The organism is Pseudoduganella umbonata (assembly GCF_014192225.1).
Taxonomy (GTDB): Bacteria; Pseudomonadota; Gammaproteobacteria; order Burkholderiales; family Burkholderiaceae_D; genus Rugamonas; species Rugamonas umbonata.
On record NZ_JACHXS010000012.1, the window covers coordinates 212,052 to 227,713 of the forward strand.

The 15,662-nt window shown below is 68.6% G+C and carries 15 protein-coding genes and 1 pseudogene; all 16 read left to right on the top strand.

Annotation, left to right across the window (positions count from 1 at the left end; genetic code table 11):
- Window positions 1–546: a COG4648 family protein gene (locus FHS02_RS26065; RefSeq protein WP_137314104.1), complete on the top strand. Its 546-nt coding sequence runs from the start codon at window positions 1–3 to the stop codon at window positions 544–546.
- Window positions 539–2,338, top strand: a complete 1,800-nt coding sequence (locus FHS02_RS26070; RefSeq protein WP_137314103.1) for an ApeI family dehydratase — start codon at window positions 539–541, stop codon at window positions 2,336–2,338. Before FHS02_RS26065 ends, FHS02_RS26070 begins: the two co-directional genes overlap by 8 nt.
- Entirely contained in the window at window positions 2,331–3,086 is a 756-nt protein-coding gene (locus tag FHS02_RS26075) for a glycosyltransferase family 2 protein (RefSeq protein WP_137314102.1), read from the top strand. The genes FHS02_RS26070 and FHS02_RS26075 overlap by 8 nt, the downstream gene beginning before the upstream one ends.
- On the top strand, window positions 3,083–4,054 hold the full coding sequence (locus tag FHS02_RS26080; RefSeq protein ID WP_137314101.1) for a lysophospholipid acyltransferase family protein: 972 nt from the start codon (window positions 3,083–3,085) through the stop codon (window positions 4,052–4,054). The genes FHS02_RS26075 and FHS02_RS26080 overlap by 4 nt, the downstream gene beginning before the upstream one ends.
- Window positions 4,041–5,591, top strand: coding sequence for an HAL/PAL/TAL family ammonia-lyase (locus FHS02_RS26085; RefSeq protein WP_137314100.1), 1,551 nt, complete (start codon window positions 4,041–4,043; stop codon window positions 5,589–5,591). Before FHS02_RS26080 ends, FHS02_RS26085 begins: the two co-directional genes overlap by 14 nt.
- Entirely contained in the window at window positions 5,584–6,009 is a 426-nt protein-coding gene (locus FHS02_RS26090) for an acyl-CoA thioesterase (protein ID WP_137314099.1), read from the top strand. Before FHS02_RS26085 ends, FHS02_RS26090 begins: the two co-directional genes overlap by 8 nt.
- Window positions 6,006–6,644 carry an outer membrane lipoprotein carrier protein LolA gene (locus FHS02_RS26095; protein WP_137314098.1) on the top strand — a complete coding sequence of 213 codons (639 nt, stop codon included), beginning with the start codon at window positions 6,006–6,008 and terminating at the stop codon, window positions 6,642–6,644. Before FHS02_RS26090 ends, FHS02_RS26095 begins: the two co-directional genes overlap by 4 nt.
- Window positions 6,644–9,034, top strand: coding sequence for an MMPL family transporter (locus tag FHS02_RS26100; protein WP_137317436.1), 2,391 nt, complete (start codon window positions 6,644–6,646; stop codon window positions 9,032–9,034). Before FHS02_RS26095 ends, FHS02_RS26100 begins: the two co-directional genes overlap by 1 nt.
- On the top strand, window positions 9,015–10,268 hold the full coding sequence (locus FHS02_RS26105; protein WP_137317435.1) for an NAD(P)/FAD-dependent oxidoreductase: 1,254 nt from the start codon (window positions 9,015–9,017) through the stop codon (window positions 10,266–10,268). The genes FHS02_RS26100 and FHS02_RS26105 overlap by 20 nt, the downstream gene beginning before the upstream one ends.
- Window positions 10,253–10,840 (top strand): DUF3261 domain-containing protein, encoded by a 588-nt coding sequence (locus tag FHS02_RS26110; RefSeq protein ID WP_443094131.1) that lies wholly within the window; start codon window positions 10,253–10,255, stop codon window positions 10,838–10,840. The genes FHS02_RS26105 and FHS02_RS26110 overlap by 16 nt, the downstream gene beginning before the upstream one ends.
- Window positions 10,841–10,869: 29 nt before the next feature.
- Window positions 10,870–12,042: pseudogene (locus FHS02_RS26115) on the top strand (beta-ketoacyl-ACP synthase); the annotation flags it as partial.
- On the top strand, window positions 12,031–12,525 hold the full coding sequence (locus FHS02_RS32150; RefSeq protein ID WP_371870587.1) for a hotdog family protein: 495 nt from the start codon (window positions 12,031–12,033) through the stop codon (window positions 12,523–12,525). The pseudogene FHS02_RS26115 and the gene FHS02_RS32150, both read left to right, overlap by 12 nt.
- Window positions 12,522–13,295 carry a 3-ketoacyl-ACP reductase FabG2 gene (locus FHS02_RS26120; RefSeq protein WP_137314096.1) on the top strand — a complete coding sequence of 258 codons (774 nt, stop codon included), beginning with the start codon at window positions 12,522–12,524 and terminating at the stop codon, window positions 13,293–13,295. Before FHS02_RS32150 ends, FHS02_RS26120 begins: the two co-directional genes overlap by 4 nt.
- A complete protein-coding gene (locus tag FHS02_RS26125; protein WP_137314095.1) occupies window positions 13,292–14,518 on the top strand; it encodes a beta-ketoacyl-ACP synthase in 1,227 nt (408 codons plus the stop codon). The genes FHS02_RS26120 and FHS02_RS26125 overlap by 4 nt, the downstream gene beginning before the upstream one ends.
- Before the next feature lie 34 nt (window positions 14,519–14,552).
- Window positions 14,553–14,999, top strand: a complete 447-nt coding sequence (locus FHS02_RS26130) for an excinuclease ATPase subunit (RefSeq protein ID WP_137314094.1) — start codon at window positions 14,553–14,555, stop codon at window positions 14,997–14,999.
- Window position 15,000: 1 nt separating this feature from the next.
- Window positions 15,001–15,597 carry a 4'-phosphopantetheinyl transferase family protein gene (locus FHS02_RS26135; protein ID WP_137314093.1) on the top strand — a complete coding sequence of 199 codons (597 nt, stop codon included), beginning with the start codon at window positions 15,001–15,003 and terminating at the stop codon, window positions 15,595–15,597.
- Window positions 15,598–15,662 lie beyond the last annotated feature (65 nt).

Genomic DNA, 15,662 nt, shown 5'->3' on the forward strand with positions numbered 1-15,662 from the left:
ATGCTGAGCAATGTCGTGGCCGTGGCCCTCACGGTGCTGTACCCGCTTGCCATCTGGCTGGGCCATGGCCGGTTCGAGCCGCGCTGGCTCGCGCTGCTGCTGCTGCTGGCCGCCGCGGCGCGCCTGCCGGCCCTGAAGATCTCGGCTCCCGCGCGCTGGTCGGTGGCCGGCGCGCTGGTGCTGGTCGGCTGCGCGGTGTGGAGCAACATGCTGCTGCCGCTGAAACTGTACCCGGTGCTGGTCAACCTGGCGCTGCTGGCCGCGTTCGGCGCCAGTCTCGCCACGCCGGTTTCCGCCATCGAGCGGATGGCGCGGCTGTCGGGCGAGGAGTTTCCGCCCATTGCCAGCGCCTACATGCGTACCGTCACCCAGGTGTGGTGCGGCTTCTTTGTTTTCAATGGCGCCATGGCGCTGGGCACGGCACTGTGGGCCAGCGACGCGGTATGGTCGCTGTACACGGGCCTGGTTTCCTACATCCTGATGGGGCTTTTATTCGGCGGGGAATTCCTCGTCCGGATGCGCTTCAAGCGACTGCATCATGTGTGAATCGTTGTCCTCGCTGGCCGTGCGGCTTGCCGCGCGGCCGTCCTCCATTCCCGTTGGCGTGCGTGCCGGCGGCGCTGTCGGCACGGCGGCCTTCCTGGCACGCCTGGGTGCCTGGCGCACGCTGCTGCGGCAGCACCCGGGCAGCCGCTTCGCGCTGTACGTCGAGGACAGCATCGAATTCGCCGCCGCGCTGCTGGGCGCCTGGCAAGCCGGCAAGACCGTGTGGCTGGCGGCCGACACGCTGGACGCCACCTGCGCCAACCTGCGCGAACACGTGCACGGCTTCCTCGGCGAGTTCCCGGCAGGCTGCGCGCCGCTGGTGCCCACCGAAGCTCATGTCCACTCCGAAGCGCTGCGCGAACTCAATCCCGAAGCCGACGCACTGGTCGTGTTCACCTCCGGCAGCACCGGCGCGGCGCAGGCCATTCCCAAGAAGTTGCGCCAGATGGCCAGCGAAGTCGCCACGCTTGAAGTGTTGTTCGGTGCCCGCGCCGGCGCCGCCGCGGTGATCGCCACCGTCTCGCACCAGCACATCTACGGCCTGCTGTTCAAGGTGCTCTGGCCATTGAATACCGGCCGGCCGATCCATGCCGCCAGCATCGCCTTCCCGGAAGCGCTGGCAGCGGCGCTGGCCGCGCAGCGCTGCGTGCTGGTCGCCAGCCCGGCGCACCTGAAACGCCTGCCGGCGCACCTCGACTGGCGCGGCGCGCGCACCCGGCTGGCGGCGGTGTTCTCGTCCGGCGGCCCGCTGCCGGCCGATACGGCGCAAACCTGCGGCAGCCTGCTGGGCAGCGTGCCCGTCGAAGTATTCGGCAGCTCGGAAACGGGCGGCATCGCCTGGCGCCAGCGGGCCGCACTGCCATCGGTGAACGACGATGCCTGGACACCGTTCCCCACCGTGGCGTGGCGCCTGCACGAAGGCTTCCTCGAGGTGCGCTCGCCGCACTTGCCCGATGACGGCTGGCTGCCGCTGGCCGACCGCGCCCAGGCATTGCAGGGCAGGCGCTTCCAGTTGCTGGGCCGCGGCGACCGGATCGCCAAGATCGAGGAAAAACGCATTTCGCTCGATGCCATCGAGGCGGCGCTGCTCGCGTCGGGCCTGGCGGCCGAAGCGCGCGTGGCGCTGTGCGAGCCGGACGACGGCCACCGCCAGGTGCTCGCCGCCTTCGTGGTGCCGGCGGCGGCCGGCCGCGCCGTGCTCGAGCGGGAAGGCAAGCTGGCCCTGAACGGACGCCTGCGTGCCGTGCTGGCCGGCGTGGTGGACGCGGTGGCGCTGCCGCGCCGCTGGCGCTACCTCGACGCCTTGCCCGTCAATGCGCAAGGCAAGACCACCGTGGCCGCGTTGCTCGCGCTGCTGGCCGCGGCGCCTGCCGACCCGCTGCTGGCCGCGGCGGTTACCGATCCACTGCCGGCCAATCCCGCCGTTCGGCCGCGGCTGCCGCATGTCCGCGAGCTGGAACGCGATGGCGACGGCCGCCGCGTGCTGCTGGAAATCGTCGCGCCGGCGAACCTGGCGTACTTCGACGGCCACTTCACGCAGGCGCCGATCCTGCCCGGCGTGGCGCAGGTGGAATGGGCGATCCGCTTCGGCCGCGACAACTTCGCGCTGCCGCCGGCGTTCCGGGCGATGCACGCGCTTAAATTCCAGCACGTGATCCAGCCCGATCTGCCGGTGCAGCTGGAACTGCTGCACGACCCGGCCAAGGGGCAGCTGACGTTTGCCTACCGTTCGCCGGCCGGCCAGCATGCCAGCGGCCGCATCCTCTTCCACGCGGAGCCGGCGCATGCGTGACCACCCGTTCAACCCGTGCGTGGTGGTCCCCGTCTACAACCACGAAGGCGCCATTGGCGCAGTGACGTCGCGGCTGCTGGCGCACGGCCTGCACTGCGTGCTGGTCGACGACGGCAGCACGGCCGCCTGCGCCCGCGTGCTGGACGATATCGCCGCCGCCGAACCGGCGCGCGTCACGCTGGTGCGCCTTGCCGTCAACGGCGGCAAGGGCGCCGCCGTGATGGCCGGCATTGCCCGCGCCACCGCACTGGGTTACAGCCACGTGCTGCAGATCGATGCCGACGGTCAGCACGATACGGCGGACGTGCCGCGGTTCCTGGAACAGGGCAGGGCGCAGCCGGACGCCGTGATCTGCGGCTGCCCGGTATACGACGACTCGGTACCGAAGGCGCGTCTGTACGGCCGCTACGCGACCCACGTGTGGGTATGGATCAACACGCTGTCGTTCGACATCCGCGACTCGATGTGCGGCTTCCGCGTCTACCCGGTGGCGGCGATCAACGCGCTGACGGCGCGAACGCGGTTGGGCCGCCGCATGAATTTCGATACCGACGTGCTGGTGCGGCTGTACTGGCGCGGCGTGCGGATCGTCAACCTGCCCACCCGCGTGCGTTATCCGGAAGACGGCGTATCGCACTTCCTGGTCTGGCGCGACAACGTGCTGATCTCGGCCATGCACACGGCGCTGTTCTTCGGCATGCTGCCGCGCATCCCGCTGCTGCTGGCGCGCAAGTGGAGGCGCAAATGAGTACGTCGAGCGACAGCCGGCGCCACTGGGCCTCGATCGACGAGGTCAGCTTCGTTGCCGGCATGCGCTTCCTGTTCTGGATCTGCCGCGTGTTCGGCCGCTGGCCGTTCCGCGTGGCGCTGTACCCGGTGCTGGCCTGGTATGTGCTCACGCAGGGCCGGGCGCGGCGCGCTTCGCGCGACTACCTGCGCCGCGTGCGTGCCCACACCGGCCAGCCGGTGCCCGGCGTGCTGGCGCACTTCGCCAGCTTCGGCGAAAACCTGCTCGACAAGCTGCTGCTGTGGGGCGGGCTGTACCGGCTCGACGGCGTGCGGTTCCATGGCGCGGACGTGATCGAGAACGCCATCGCCAGGGGCACCGGCGGCGTGCTGGTCTGCTCGCACCTGGGCAACGTGGAGCTGACACGCCTGCTGTCGCGCCAGCGCAACGACATCAAGTCCACCGTGCTGGTGCACACCAAGCACGCGCAGGCATTCAACCGGCTGATGGGCAAGCTCAATCCGGAAAGCCAGACCGACCTGCTGCAGGTGACGGAGATGACGCCGGCCACGGCGATGATGCTGTCGGAGCGGATCGGCCGCGGCGAGTTCGTCGTCATCGCCGGCGACCGCGTGCCGGTTTCCGGCAACGAGCACGTGGCCACGGCCGATTTCATGGGCGAACCGGCGCCGTTCCCGGTCGGCCCTTATCTGCTGGCCGGCATTCTTCAGTGCCCGGTCTACCTGCTGTTCACGGTGTGCGTTAACGGCGTCACCGAGGTGCACATCGAGCATTTCAGCGATGGCGTGCGGCTGCCGCGCAGGGAGCGCACCGCGGCGCTCGCGTCGATGGCGCAGGACTACGCGGCGCGGCTGGAGCACCATGCCGCGCGGGCGCCACTGCAGTGGTTCAATTTCTACGACTTCTGGCAGCTGCCGGAATCCGGTGCAACCGAGGGAAAACAGGTAAACAACGATGCAACTGGCTGACATCCAATCCACGCGGCGCGCGGTCCGTTTCGACCGCGAACGGCTGACGATCGAAGACATCGTCGATATCGCCCACGGCCGCGCCAGCGCCGAGCTGTCGCCGGACCCGGCGTTCCGCGCCGCCATCGCGCGCGGCGCCGACTTCCTCGATCGCCTGCTGCGCGAGGACGGCAATGTGTATGGCGTGACGACCGGCTACGGCGACTCGTGCACCGTGGCCGTGCCGCCCGAGCTGGTGCCGGAACTGCCGCACCACCTGTACACCTACCACGGCTGCGGCCTGGGCGATCACTTCGATCCGGCACAGACGCGCGCGATCCTGGCGGCGCGGCTGGCATCGCTTTCCAAGGGATACAGCGGGGTGTCGGTCGAACTGCTGCTGCAGATCACGCGCCTGCTCGATGCCGGGCTGCTGCCGCAAATCCCCTCCGAGGGCTCGGTGGGCGCCTCCGGCGACCTGACGCCGCTGTCGTACCTGGCCGCCGTCATGTGCGGCGAGCGCGAGGTGTGGCGCAACGGCGAGATCGTCGACGCGGCGGTGGCGCTGCGCGAGGCCGGCATTGCGCCGCTGCGCCTGCGCCCGAAGGAAGGGCTGGCCATCATGAACGGCACCGCCGTCATGACGGCGCTGGCCTGCCTGGCCTACGACCGTGCAGAGTATCTCGTCAAACTGGCGACCCGCATCACGGCGCTGGCCTCGTACACGCTGGACGGCAACGCCCACCACTTCGACGAAGTGCTGTTCTCGGTGAAACCGCACCCCGGCATGGGGCGCGTGGCGGCGATGCTGCGCGAGGACCTGCCCACTACCGTGTGGGAACGCAACGGCAAGCGGCTGCAGGACCGCTACTCGATCCGCTGCGCGCCGCACGTGATCGGCGTGCTGGCCGATGCGATGCCGCTGTTCCGCACCAACATCGAAAATGAGCTGAACAGCGCGAACGACAATCCGCTGATCGATGGCGACAACGAACGCGTGCTGCACGGCGGGCATTTCTATGGCGGCCACATCGCCTTCGCGATGGACGGCATGAAGAATGCGGTGGCCAACGTGGCCGACCTGCTGGACCGCCAGATGGCGCTGCTGGTCGATGCGCGCTACAACAACGGCCTGCCCGCCAACCTGTCCGGCAGCACGGGCCCGCGCGCGGCGATCAACCACGGCCTGAAGGCGCTGCAGATCAGTGCGTCGGCGTGGACGGCCGAGGCGCTGAAGCTGACGATGCCGGCCTCGGTATTCTCGCGCTCGACCGAATGCCACAACCAGGACAAGGTCAGCATGGGCACGATCGCCGCGCGCGACTGCCTGCGCGTGCTGGAACTGACGGAACAGGTGGTGGCCGCCCTGCTGGTCACGGTGCGGCAGGGCGCCTGGCTGCGCGGCCGCGCCAACCCGGAACTGGCGCTGCAGCCGCACCTGGCCGCGATGGTCGCGGCGCTGGATATCGCGCCGATCGACGAGGACCGCCGCCTGGACGGCGAACTGCGCTCGCTGGTCGCCCGTATCCGCGGCCAGGCCTGGGAGCTGTATGCGTAAAGTGAAAGAAAGCCGCTGGTTCGCCGAAGTCGACATGGATGTCCAGTTCTTCGACCTGGACCCGATGGAGATCGTCTGGCACGGCAACTACGTGAAATACCTGGAAGTGGTGCGCTGCGCGCTGCTCGACAAGATCGGCTACAACTACCCGCAGATGAAGGCATCCGGCTATGCGTGGCCGGTGATCGACATGCACCTGCGCTACGTGGCGCCTGCCACGTTCGGCCAGAAGATCCGGCTGCGCGCCGACATCGTCGAGTGGGAAAACTGCCTGAAGATCGATTACCTGATCACGGACGCGGCCTCCGGCAAGCGCCTGAACCGCGCCACCACGACGATGGTGGCGGTGAACATCGCCACGCAGGAAATGTGCTACGTGTCGCCGCCCGTGCTGCTGGAAAAACTGGGACTGCAATGAAAAAAATCCTGATGACCGTCGCGCTGGCGTTGCCGGCATTCGCCGCCGCTGCCAACGGCAACGCTGCCAACGCCAACGCCAACGCCGCCGTGCCGGTGGCGAAGATCCAGGCGATGCTGGCCAAGCCGCCAGTGATGTGCGGCCGCTTCGACCAGAGCAAGACGCTGGCCGGCATGAAGAAGCCGCTGGCCGCCAACGGCCGCTTCTGCGTGGTGCAGGAAAAAGGCGTGCTGTGGCGCACGCTGCAACCGTTCCCGAACACGCTGCGCCTGACCAGGAGCGAAATCATCCACTACCAGGGCGACCGCGTGGCGATGCGCCTCGATGCGAAGACGGAACCGACGGTGCGCATGATCAACCAGGTCCTGTTCTCGCTGCTGGCCGGCGACCTGGCACAGCTCGAACAGCTGTTCAAGGTCGACGGCACGGTGGGCGCCGACAGCTGGAACGTCACGCTGGAAGCGCGTGAACCCGCCCTGGCCAAGGCGATCGGCACGATCCGGCTCGACGGCGGCGCCTATGTCAACAACATCGTCATCAGCGAAGCGTCGGGCGACCGCACCAGCATCGTGTTCTCGAAAATCGAATCGGGCGCCAAGGCACTGGGCCCCGAAGAGGCGGCGCTGTTCAAATGATGGCGAAGGGGCGCGCGCTCGCTGTGCTGTGGCTGGTGGCGGTGGCCCTGCTGCTGGGCCATAACGGCTACCTGTGGCTGGTCAAGCGCATCGTGCCGGATACCGACATCATGGCGCTGCTGCCGGTGCAGGAACGCGACCCCATCCTGCAAAGCTCGTTCGCCCACATGGTCGACGCGGCCCAGCAGCGTGTGATCGTGCTGGTCGGCGCCGCCGCGTGGGACGATGCGAAGCGCGCGGCCGATGCCTATGCCGCCGTGCTGGCGAAACATCCGGACCTGTTCCAGGCCGCCGATGCCGGCGCCAACGTGCAGGCCGAATGGCTGTCGCTGTTCCATCAGCACCGGCTGGTGCTGATGTCGCCGGCCCAGCAGGATCAGCTGCGCAAGGAAGGCACGGCGTTCTGGACCCAGCAGGCGCTGGCGAAACTGTACGCGCCGTTCGGCGGCCCGAAGCTGGGCGCCTGGCAGGACGATCCGTTCGGCCTGTTCTCCGGCTGGGTGCAGGAGCGCGCGCAGGAAACGCCGGTGCGCCCGCGCGACGGCCACCTGTTCGTCGCCGACGATGAAAAGCAGTATGTATTGCTGCCGCTGACCCTGAAGGTGCCGGCCCTGTCGATGACGGCGCAGGACCGCGTGCTGCCGATACTGAAGCAGGCGCTGGACGCCGCGCAGGCCGCCGCGCCGCAGGCACGGGTGATCCAGGCCGGCGTGATCCTGCATGCCGCCAATGCCGGCGCGCAGGCCAGCCGCGAAATGCACACGATCGGCGCCGGGTCGGTGGCCGGCATCGTCCTGCTGATGTGGCTGGCCTTCCGCACGCTGAAGCCGATCGCGCTGATCCTGCTGTCGATCGGCGTTGGCGTGCTGGGCGCGCTATCGGTGTGCTGGCTGCTGTTCGGGCAGATCCACCTGATGACGCTCGTGTTCGGCGCCAGCCTGGTCGGCGTGGCGCAGGATTACGGTATCTATTTCCTGTGCAACCGGCTGTCCGCCGATGCGTCGCTGGACTCGCGTGCGCTGCTGAAGAAACTGCTGCCGGGCCTGGCGCTGACGCTGCTGGCCGCCGTCATCGGCTACATGGGCCTGGCGTTGACGCCATTCCCCGGCCTGCGCCAGATGGCCGTGTTTTCCGCGCTGGGCCTCGTGTTCGCGTGGCTGACGGTGGTGTTCTGGTTCCCGCAACTGATCGGCCCGCGCAGCCTGCGGGGCGGCGCGCTGGTGCGCGGCTATGGCGCGGCGCTGGCCCGCTGGCCGCTGCTGCGCGCCAGTGCCGGCACGTGGCTCGCCGTGGCGCTGTTCGCTGCCGTGGCGGCGTTCGGCATCGCGAAACTGGGTGCCAACGACGACATCCGCCTGCTGCAGAATCCGCCGAAGCACCTGGTCGACGACCAGATCAAGCTGGGCAAGCTGCTCGATGCGCCCACGCCGGTGCAGTTCTTCCTGGTGCGCGGCGACTCGGCCGAAACGGTACTGCAGCGCGAAGAAGCGCTGAAACTGCGGCTCGATCGCCTGGTCGCCACCGGCAAGCTGACGGGCTACCAGGCCATCTCGAACTGGGTGCCGTCGCTGCGCACGCAGCAGGAACGCCGCGCGCTGGCCGACCTGAAGCTGCTGGGACCCGAAGGGCCGCTGGCCGCCGTCGCGCAGCAGGCCGGCGAGGATGCAGGATGGGTCAAGGCGACCGCCGACGCGTTGCGCGCGGCCGGCAAGCCGCTCGGCATCGACGCGTTCATGAAGGCACCGGCCAGCGAGCCGTGGCGCCACCTGTGGCTCGGCAACGAACATGGCGAATTCGCCAGCATCGTCGCACTGCGCGGCCTGTCGATGGCGGCGGTGCCGCAGGTGCGCCCGCTGGCCGACGGCCTGGCCGGCGTGCAGTGGGTCGACAAGGTCGAGGAAATCTCTTCCGTGCTGGGCCGGTATCGCGTCAACATGGGCTATGTCGTGCTGGCCGCCTACTGCGTGGTCTTCGTGCTGCTGCTGCCGCGCTACCGGGGCCGGGCCTGGCGCGTGATCGCGCCGACCGCGCTGGCCAGCGTGGCCACGCTGGCCATCCTCGGCTATGCGGGCCAGAACCTGCAGCTGTTCCACGTGCTGGCGCTGATGCTGCTGCTGGGCGTGGGCGTCGACTACGGCATCTTCATGCAGGAGGAATCAGTAAAAAGCGCCGAACGAAGGGATACCACGCCATGGCTGGCGGTGGGCCTGGCGGCGGCCAACACGCTGCTGGCCTTCGGCCTGCTCGGCCTGTCGAACACGCCGGCGCTGCAGGCGTTCGGGCTGACGATGTTGCTGGGCACCCTGCTCGTGTGGCTGGCGGTTCCCTGTTTCGGACTATCGACCTTCAATAAAGAGAAAACACATGCAGATGCAATTGGAATCAGCTGACATACTGATCGTCGGTGCCGGCCCCGCCGGTTCGGTGGCCGCGGCGCTGCTGCGCAAGCAGGGCCGCCAGGTGCTCGTCATCGAGCGCGAGCAGTTCCCGCGCTTCTCGATCGGCGAAAGCCTGCTGCCGCAAAGCATGCAATATCTGGAAGAGGCGGGCATGCTGCGCGCCGTCGTCGAGGCCGGTTTCCAGTACAAGAACGGGGCCGCCTTCATGAAGAACGGCGTCTACACGGACTTCGATTTCCGCGACAAGCACTCGGAAGGCTGGGGCACCACGTACCAGGTGCAGCGCGCCGACTTCGACCACCTGCTGGCGAGGGAAGCGGAAAAGCAGGGCGCCGAGATCCGCTTCCGCCATGAAGTGCTGAACATCGAACCGGGCCAGCCTGGCGGCCGCTCGCTCGTCACCGTCAGGCATCCCGACGGCGGGCAGTACCAGGTCGATGCGGGGTTCATCCTCGATGCGAGCGGCTTCGGCCGCATCCTGCCGCGCCTGCTGAAGCTGGAAACGCCGTCGAACTTCCCGGTGCGGGGCGCGATCTTCACGCACGTGCAGGACGGCATCGGCGCGCGCACCGGATCCGAACCCGGTTTCGACCGCAGCAAGATCCGCGTCACCGTGCACCCGAAGCACGACAATGTGTGGTTCTGGACCATCCCGTTCGCCGGCGGGCGCTGCTCGCTGGGCGTGGTCGCCGAAACGGCATACCTGGAACAGTACCAGGGCTCGCCGACGGAGCGGCTGCAGATGATCGTGGCCGAGGAACCGTCGCTGTCCGCGCTGCTGGAGAACGCCACGTGGGACACGCCGGCACGCCAGATCACCGGCTACTCGGCCAACGTCGACCGCCTGTGGGGCGAGGGCTACGCACTGCTGGGCAATGCCGGCGAGTTCCTCGACCCGGTGTTCTCGTCCGGCGTGACGATCGCGGTGCGCTCGGCCAGCCTGGCCGCGGCCGCGCTGAAACGGCAGTTCGCCGGCGAAGCCGTGGACTGGCAGGCCGACTACGGCGTGCCGCTGCGCCGCGGCGTCGATACCTTCCGCGCCTTCGTCGAATCGTGGTACAAGGGCGGCTTCCAGACCATCATTTTCCACGAGCGCCAGCAGCCGGAAATCCGCCGGATGATCTCGGCGATCCTGGCCGGCTACGCATGGAACCAGTCGAATCCGTACGTGAAGGAGACGGCGCGCCGCCTGGCGGCACTGGAGGCGGCGTGCGCACTGAGCTGAAAGCGGGCCTGAAAGCGGGGCTGAAGGCGCGGCTGGCCGCGTGCATGGCTGCGCTGGCGCTGGCCGGCTGCGCTTCGGCTCCGCCGGCGCCGGCCCGCCTCGGGCTGAAGCTGCCGCCGGCCGCGCTGGGCCAGTCGATCAGCGTGCAGCAGCACCTGAAGGTGGAACGCGGCGGCCGTATCGACGACATGGACGTGGCGCTGCAGGTCGAACCGGAAGCGATCGACATGGTTGGCCTGGCGTTCGGCCAGCGTGTGCTGACGGTGCGCTACGACGGCAAGGAAGTCAAGGAATGGCGGCACGCGATGCTGCCGCGCCAGGTGCGCGCGGAAGATGTGCTGGAAGACATGCAGTTGACCCTGTGGCCCGTCGAGGCGGTGGCGAAGGCGCTGCCGCCGGGCTGGCGCATCGCCGAGGAAGGCCGCGGCAAGGGCCTGCTGCGCACGCTCTACCTGAACGAAGAACCGATCATGCGCATCGACTACAGCGGCAGCCCGCGCTGGAGCGGCACGGTCGTGCTGGAGAACCTGCGGTATAAATACCGGTTGACGATCCAGTTCGCCGCCGAATAAAGCGCCGAATACACAAGTTAATGAATGCAATGAACGTCTACCTGAACGAGTGCGGCATCGTCTGCGCGCTGGGCACCGGCCTCGAAGAGGTGCGGGCGAACCTGTTCGCCGGCACCTCGGGCGTGCTGCCGACCACGGACTGCTCGCCGGGCCGCGAGCTGCCGCTGGGGCAGGTACGCGCGGCGCTGCCGTCCATCGACCACCTGCCGGCGGCACAGCGCAGCCGCAACAACGCGCTGGCGCTGGCCGCGCTGGCGCAGATCCGGCCGGCCGTCGATGCGGCCATCGCGCGGTTCGGCGCGGACCGGGTAGGCGTCATCGTCGGCACCAGCACGTCCGGCATCGCCGAAACGGAAAAGGCGCTGCTGCACCGTGTCGCGCATGGCGACCTGGCGCCCGGATTCCATTACGGCCAGCAGGAGATGGGATCGCCGGCCGCGCTGCTGGCCGACGAGCTGGGAGTCGAAGGGCCGGCGTATGTGCATTCGAGCGCCTGTTCGTCCAGCGCCAAGGCGATGGCCAGCGCCGCCCGGCTGATCCGCATGGGCCTGTGCGACGCGGTGGTGGCGGGTGGCGCCGATTCGCTGTGCGCCTTCACGGTGGCCGGCTTTTCGGCGCTGGAGTCGGTCAGCGCCGTGCGCTGCAACCCGATGAGCGCCAACCGCAACGGCATCAACATCGGTGAAGGTGCGGCGCTGTTCCTGCTGACGCGCGAACCGGCGGCCGTGATGCTGGCCGGCTGGGGCGAGTCGTCGGACGGCCACCACATGTCCGCGCCCGATCCGGCCGGTAACGGCGCGCGCATCGCAATGGCCGACGCGCTGCGGCGCGCCGGCCTGCAGCCGGCCGACATCGACTACATCAACATGCACGGCACCGCCACGCAGCAGAACGACGCGATGGAATCGACAGTGATCGCCGGGCTGTTCGGCTGCGAAGTGCCGGCCAGTTCCACCAAGCCGTTCACCGGCCATACGCTGGGCGCCGCAGCGGCGATCGAGGCGGCACTGTGCTGGCTGGCGCTGCAGCCGGAAAACGCCAGGGGCGCCTTGCCGCCGCATTTGTGGGACGGCGCGCCGGACCCCGCGCTGCCGGCGCTGAACCTGGTGCCCGTGGGCGCCACGCTGGGCCGGCCGCTGCGCCACGTGCTGAGCACCTCGTTCGCGTTCGGCGGGTCGAATGCCGTGCTGGTGCTGGGACGCGCGGCGCCGCCTGCGCGGCAAGCCGAGGCGGCACTTCCACCGGTCGCCGAGGTGCTGCCGCATTCGGGCTCGATGGTGCTGCTCGACCGGCTGGTCAGCGTGGACAACGACGACCTGTGCGCCGAGGTGACGATCCGCCCGGACAGCATGTTCTGCGACGGCGCGGCCGTCGGCGCGTGGGTGGGCATCGAATACATGGCGCAGGCGATCGCGGCGCACGCCGGCTGGCTGGCGCGGCGCAACGGCGATCCCGTCAAGGTGGGCTTCCTGCTGGGATCGCGCAAGTACGAAGCGGGCGTTCCCGCATTCGCGGTGGGCAGCGTGCTGCGCGTGCACGCCCATCGTGCGCTGCAGGGCGACAACGGCCTGGGCGCGTTCGAATGCCGCATCGACGCGGGCGGGAGCACCGTGGCCACGGCTACCGTGACGGTTTACCAGCCCGACAATGTCAACGAGTTTCTTTCAGGTGGAACAGCAGCATGAGTACCGAACATTTTAACGACAAGCCCACGGGCAAGGGCCTGAGCGTGCTGGTGACGGGATCGTCGCGCGGCATCGGAAAGGCCATCGCGCTGCGCCTGGCACGCGACGGTTACGACGTCGTACTGCATTGCCGCAGCGGACGCGCCGAGGCCGACGCGGTCGCGGCAGAGATCGCCGGCATGGGGCCGGGTTTGCGTAACCCTGTGCGCGTGCTGCAGTTCGACGTGAGCGACCGCGCCGCCACGGCCGCGGCGCTGGAAGCGGATATCGCCGAACACGGCTGCTACTACGGCGTCGTCGCCAATGCCGGCATCGCGCGCGACAATGCCTTCCCGGCGATGTCGGGCGAGGACTGGGATCTCGTGCTCCGCACCAACCTGGACGGGTTCTACAACGTGCTGAACCCGTTGGTGATGCCGCTGGTGCAGCGCCGCAAGCCGGGCCGCATCGTCACGCTGGCTTCCGTGTCCGGCCTGGTCGGCAACCGCGGGCAGGTCAACTACAGTGCCGCGAAGGCGGGCATCATCGGCGCGACCAAGGCGCTGGCGCTGGAACTGGCCAAGCGGGCGATCACGGTCAACTGCGTGGCGCCCGGCCTGATCGACACCGACATGACGAGCGAGGTGCCGATGGACGAGGTGCTGAAGATGATCCCGGCGCGCCGCGTCGGCAAGCCGGAAGAGGTGGCCGCCGCCGTCAGCTTCCTGATGGCCGAGGATGCCGGCTACGTCACCCGGCAGGTAATTTCCGTCAACGGTGGCCTGGCATGAACCGCCGCGTCGTCGTCACCGGCATGGCCGGGATCAGCCCGATCGGCAATGACTGGGCCGCGGTGCGCCAGCGCCTGGGCGAGTACCGCAACGCGATCGTGCGGATGGAGGAATGGGCCAACTACGAAGGCCTGAACACCAACCTCGGCGCGCCTGCCGCGCCGTTCGAGCTCACCGCGCGCTACAACCGCAAGACCACGCGCAGCATGGGCCGGGTGGCGCTGATGGCCACCCGCGCCAGCGAACTGGCCTTGCAGGACGCGGGACTGCTCGACCATCCGCTGCTGACCTCCGGCCGCATGGGCGTGTCGTTCGGTTCCTCGGCCGGCACGCCCAGCGCGATCGGCGACTTCGGCCGCATGATGGAAGACCGCACCACCAAGGGCATTAACGCCACCACGTACATCAAGATGATGGCGCATACTGCGCCGGTCAACATCGGCGTGTTCTTCGGCATGACCGGGCGGGTGTACACCACCTCGTCGGCCTGCACTTCCGGCAGCCAGGGCATCGGCTATGCGTATGAAGCGATCAAGAGCGGCGCGCAGACGGCGATGCTGGCCGGCGGCGCCGAGGAACTCGACGCCACCGAGGCGGCCGTGTTCGACACGCTGTTCGCCACCAGCACGCGCAACGATGCGCCGCACACGTCGCCGCGCCCGTTCGACGCGCAGCGCGACGGCCTGGTGATCGGCGAGGGCGCCGGCGCGCTGGTGCTGGAAGAACGCGAACACGCGCTGGCGCGCGGCGCCACCATCCACGCCGAACTGGTGGGCTTCGGCACCAACAGCGACGGCGTGCACGTGACGCAGCCGAACGCGGCGACGATGAAGACGGCGATGCTGCTGGCGCTCGAGGATGCCGGCCTGGAAGCGTCGGCGATCGGCTACATCAATGCCCACGGCACCGGCACCGCGCAGGGCGACGTGGCCGAATCGCACGCCACGCAGCAGGTGTTCGGCAGCGCCGTGCCGATCAGTTCCCTGAAAAGCTACATGGGCCACACGCTGGGCGCCTGCGGCGCGCTGGAAGCCTGGATCAGCATCGAGATGATGCGCGAGGGCTGGTTCGCGCCCACCATCAACCTCGATGCGGTGGATCCGCAATGCGCGCCGCTCGACTACATCGCCGGCGCCGGCCGCGCGCTGCAGTGCGAATACGTCATGTCGAACAATTTCGCATTCGGCGGCATCAATACCTCCCTCATCTTCAAACGCGTCTAGAAACCAGTTTATCCACCACAGCAAAGGAAGAAAAATGAAAAAAGCGATGTTGACGTTGGTCCTGTCGGCTTCGGCCACCGCTGCCTCCGTGCCGGCCGTCGCGGCCGACCGCGTGATGATGGTTCCGATCGAGAATGCGATGAACGTGAACGACGCGAAAGGGCGCCTGGGCGATACGGTGCAGTTCTACTTCGGCGACCAGAAAACGCCGAAAGTGGCGTCGAAGATCACGTCCGACAGCACCAGCCAGAAGACCAACAGCGTCGGCAAGTCGCCCGAGGAAGCGTGCAACTGGGCCTTCCTGTCCGCCATGCTGGCGCTGAAGAAGAAGGCCGAGTCGGTGGGCGCCGATGCGGTGGTCAATATCGTCAGCAACTACAAGCACAAGGAAATGTCGAGCCAGACGGAATTCGAATGCCATGACGGCAACATCGTCAGCGGCGTCGCCTTCAAGGCCGATTTCGTCAAGCTGGCCAAGTAAGGTGCCGGCGGCCGCGCACGTCTGGCTCGCCCGTATCGACGGGCTGGACGACGCGCGGCTGGCGTCGTACTCGGCATGGCTGGGCGCGGGCGAACGCGAACGCAGCTTCGTGCGCGAAGGGCGCCGGCGCCAGTTCGTCGCGGCGCGCGCGCTGCTCAGGATCGCCATCGGTGCGCTGCTCGATGTTCCACCGCGGTCGGTGGAACTGGGCGGGGCGCCGGGGCGGGCGCCCTGGCTCCTGGCGCCGGCCGTGGCGTTGCCGGGGCTGTCGGTGTCGCACAGCGGCCCGTGGGTTTCCTGCGCGCTGAGTGCGGGTACCGCGCTCGGGCTGGATATCGAAATGAAGGATGCCGCGCGCGATATCGCTGCGCTGGCGGAGCAGGCGTTCGACGCGGCCACCTGTGCGCGGCTCGCGGCACTGCCCGACGGCGCGCGGGTCGATGCGTTCTATGGCGCGTGGAGCGCGCAGGAAGCCGCCATCAAGCTGGGCGTGGCGGCGTGCGGCACGTATGCGCTGCCGCACGGGGAATTGTCGGTGGTGGTGTGCAGTGGGGAACCGTTGGCGGCGATGCCGCGGGTGAGTGTCGTGGACTTGTGAAGCATCCGTTGACCCTGGTGTCGGACACCTTCAGGTGTCGGACACCGGTTTTCAGCAGCGTTCCC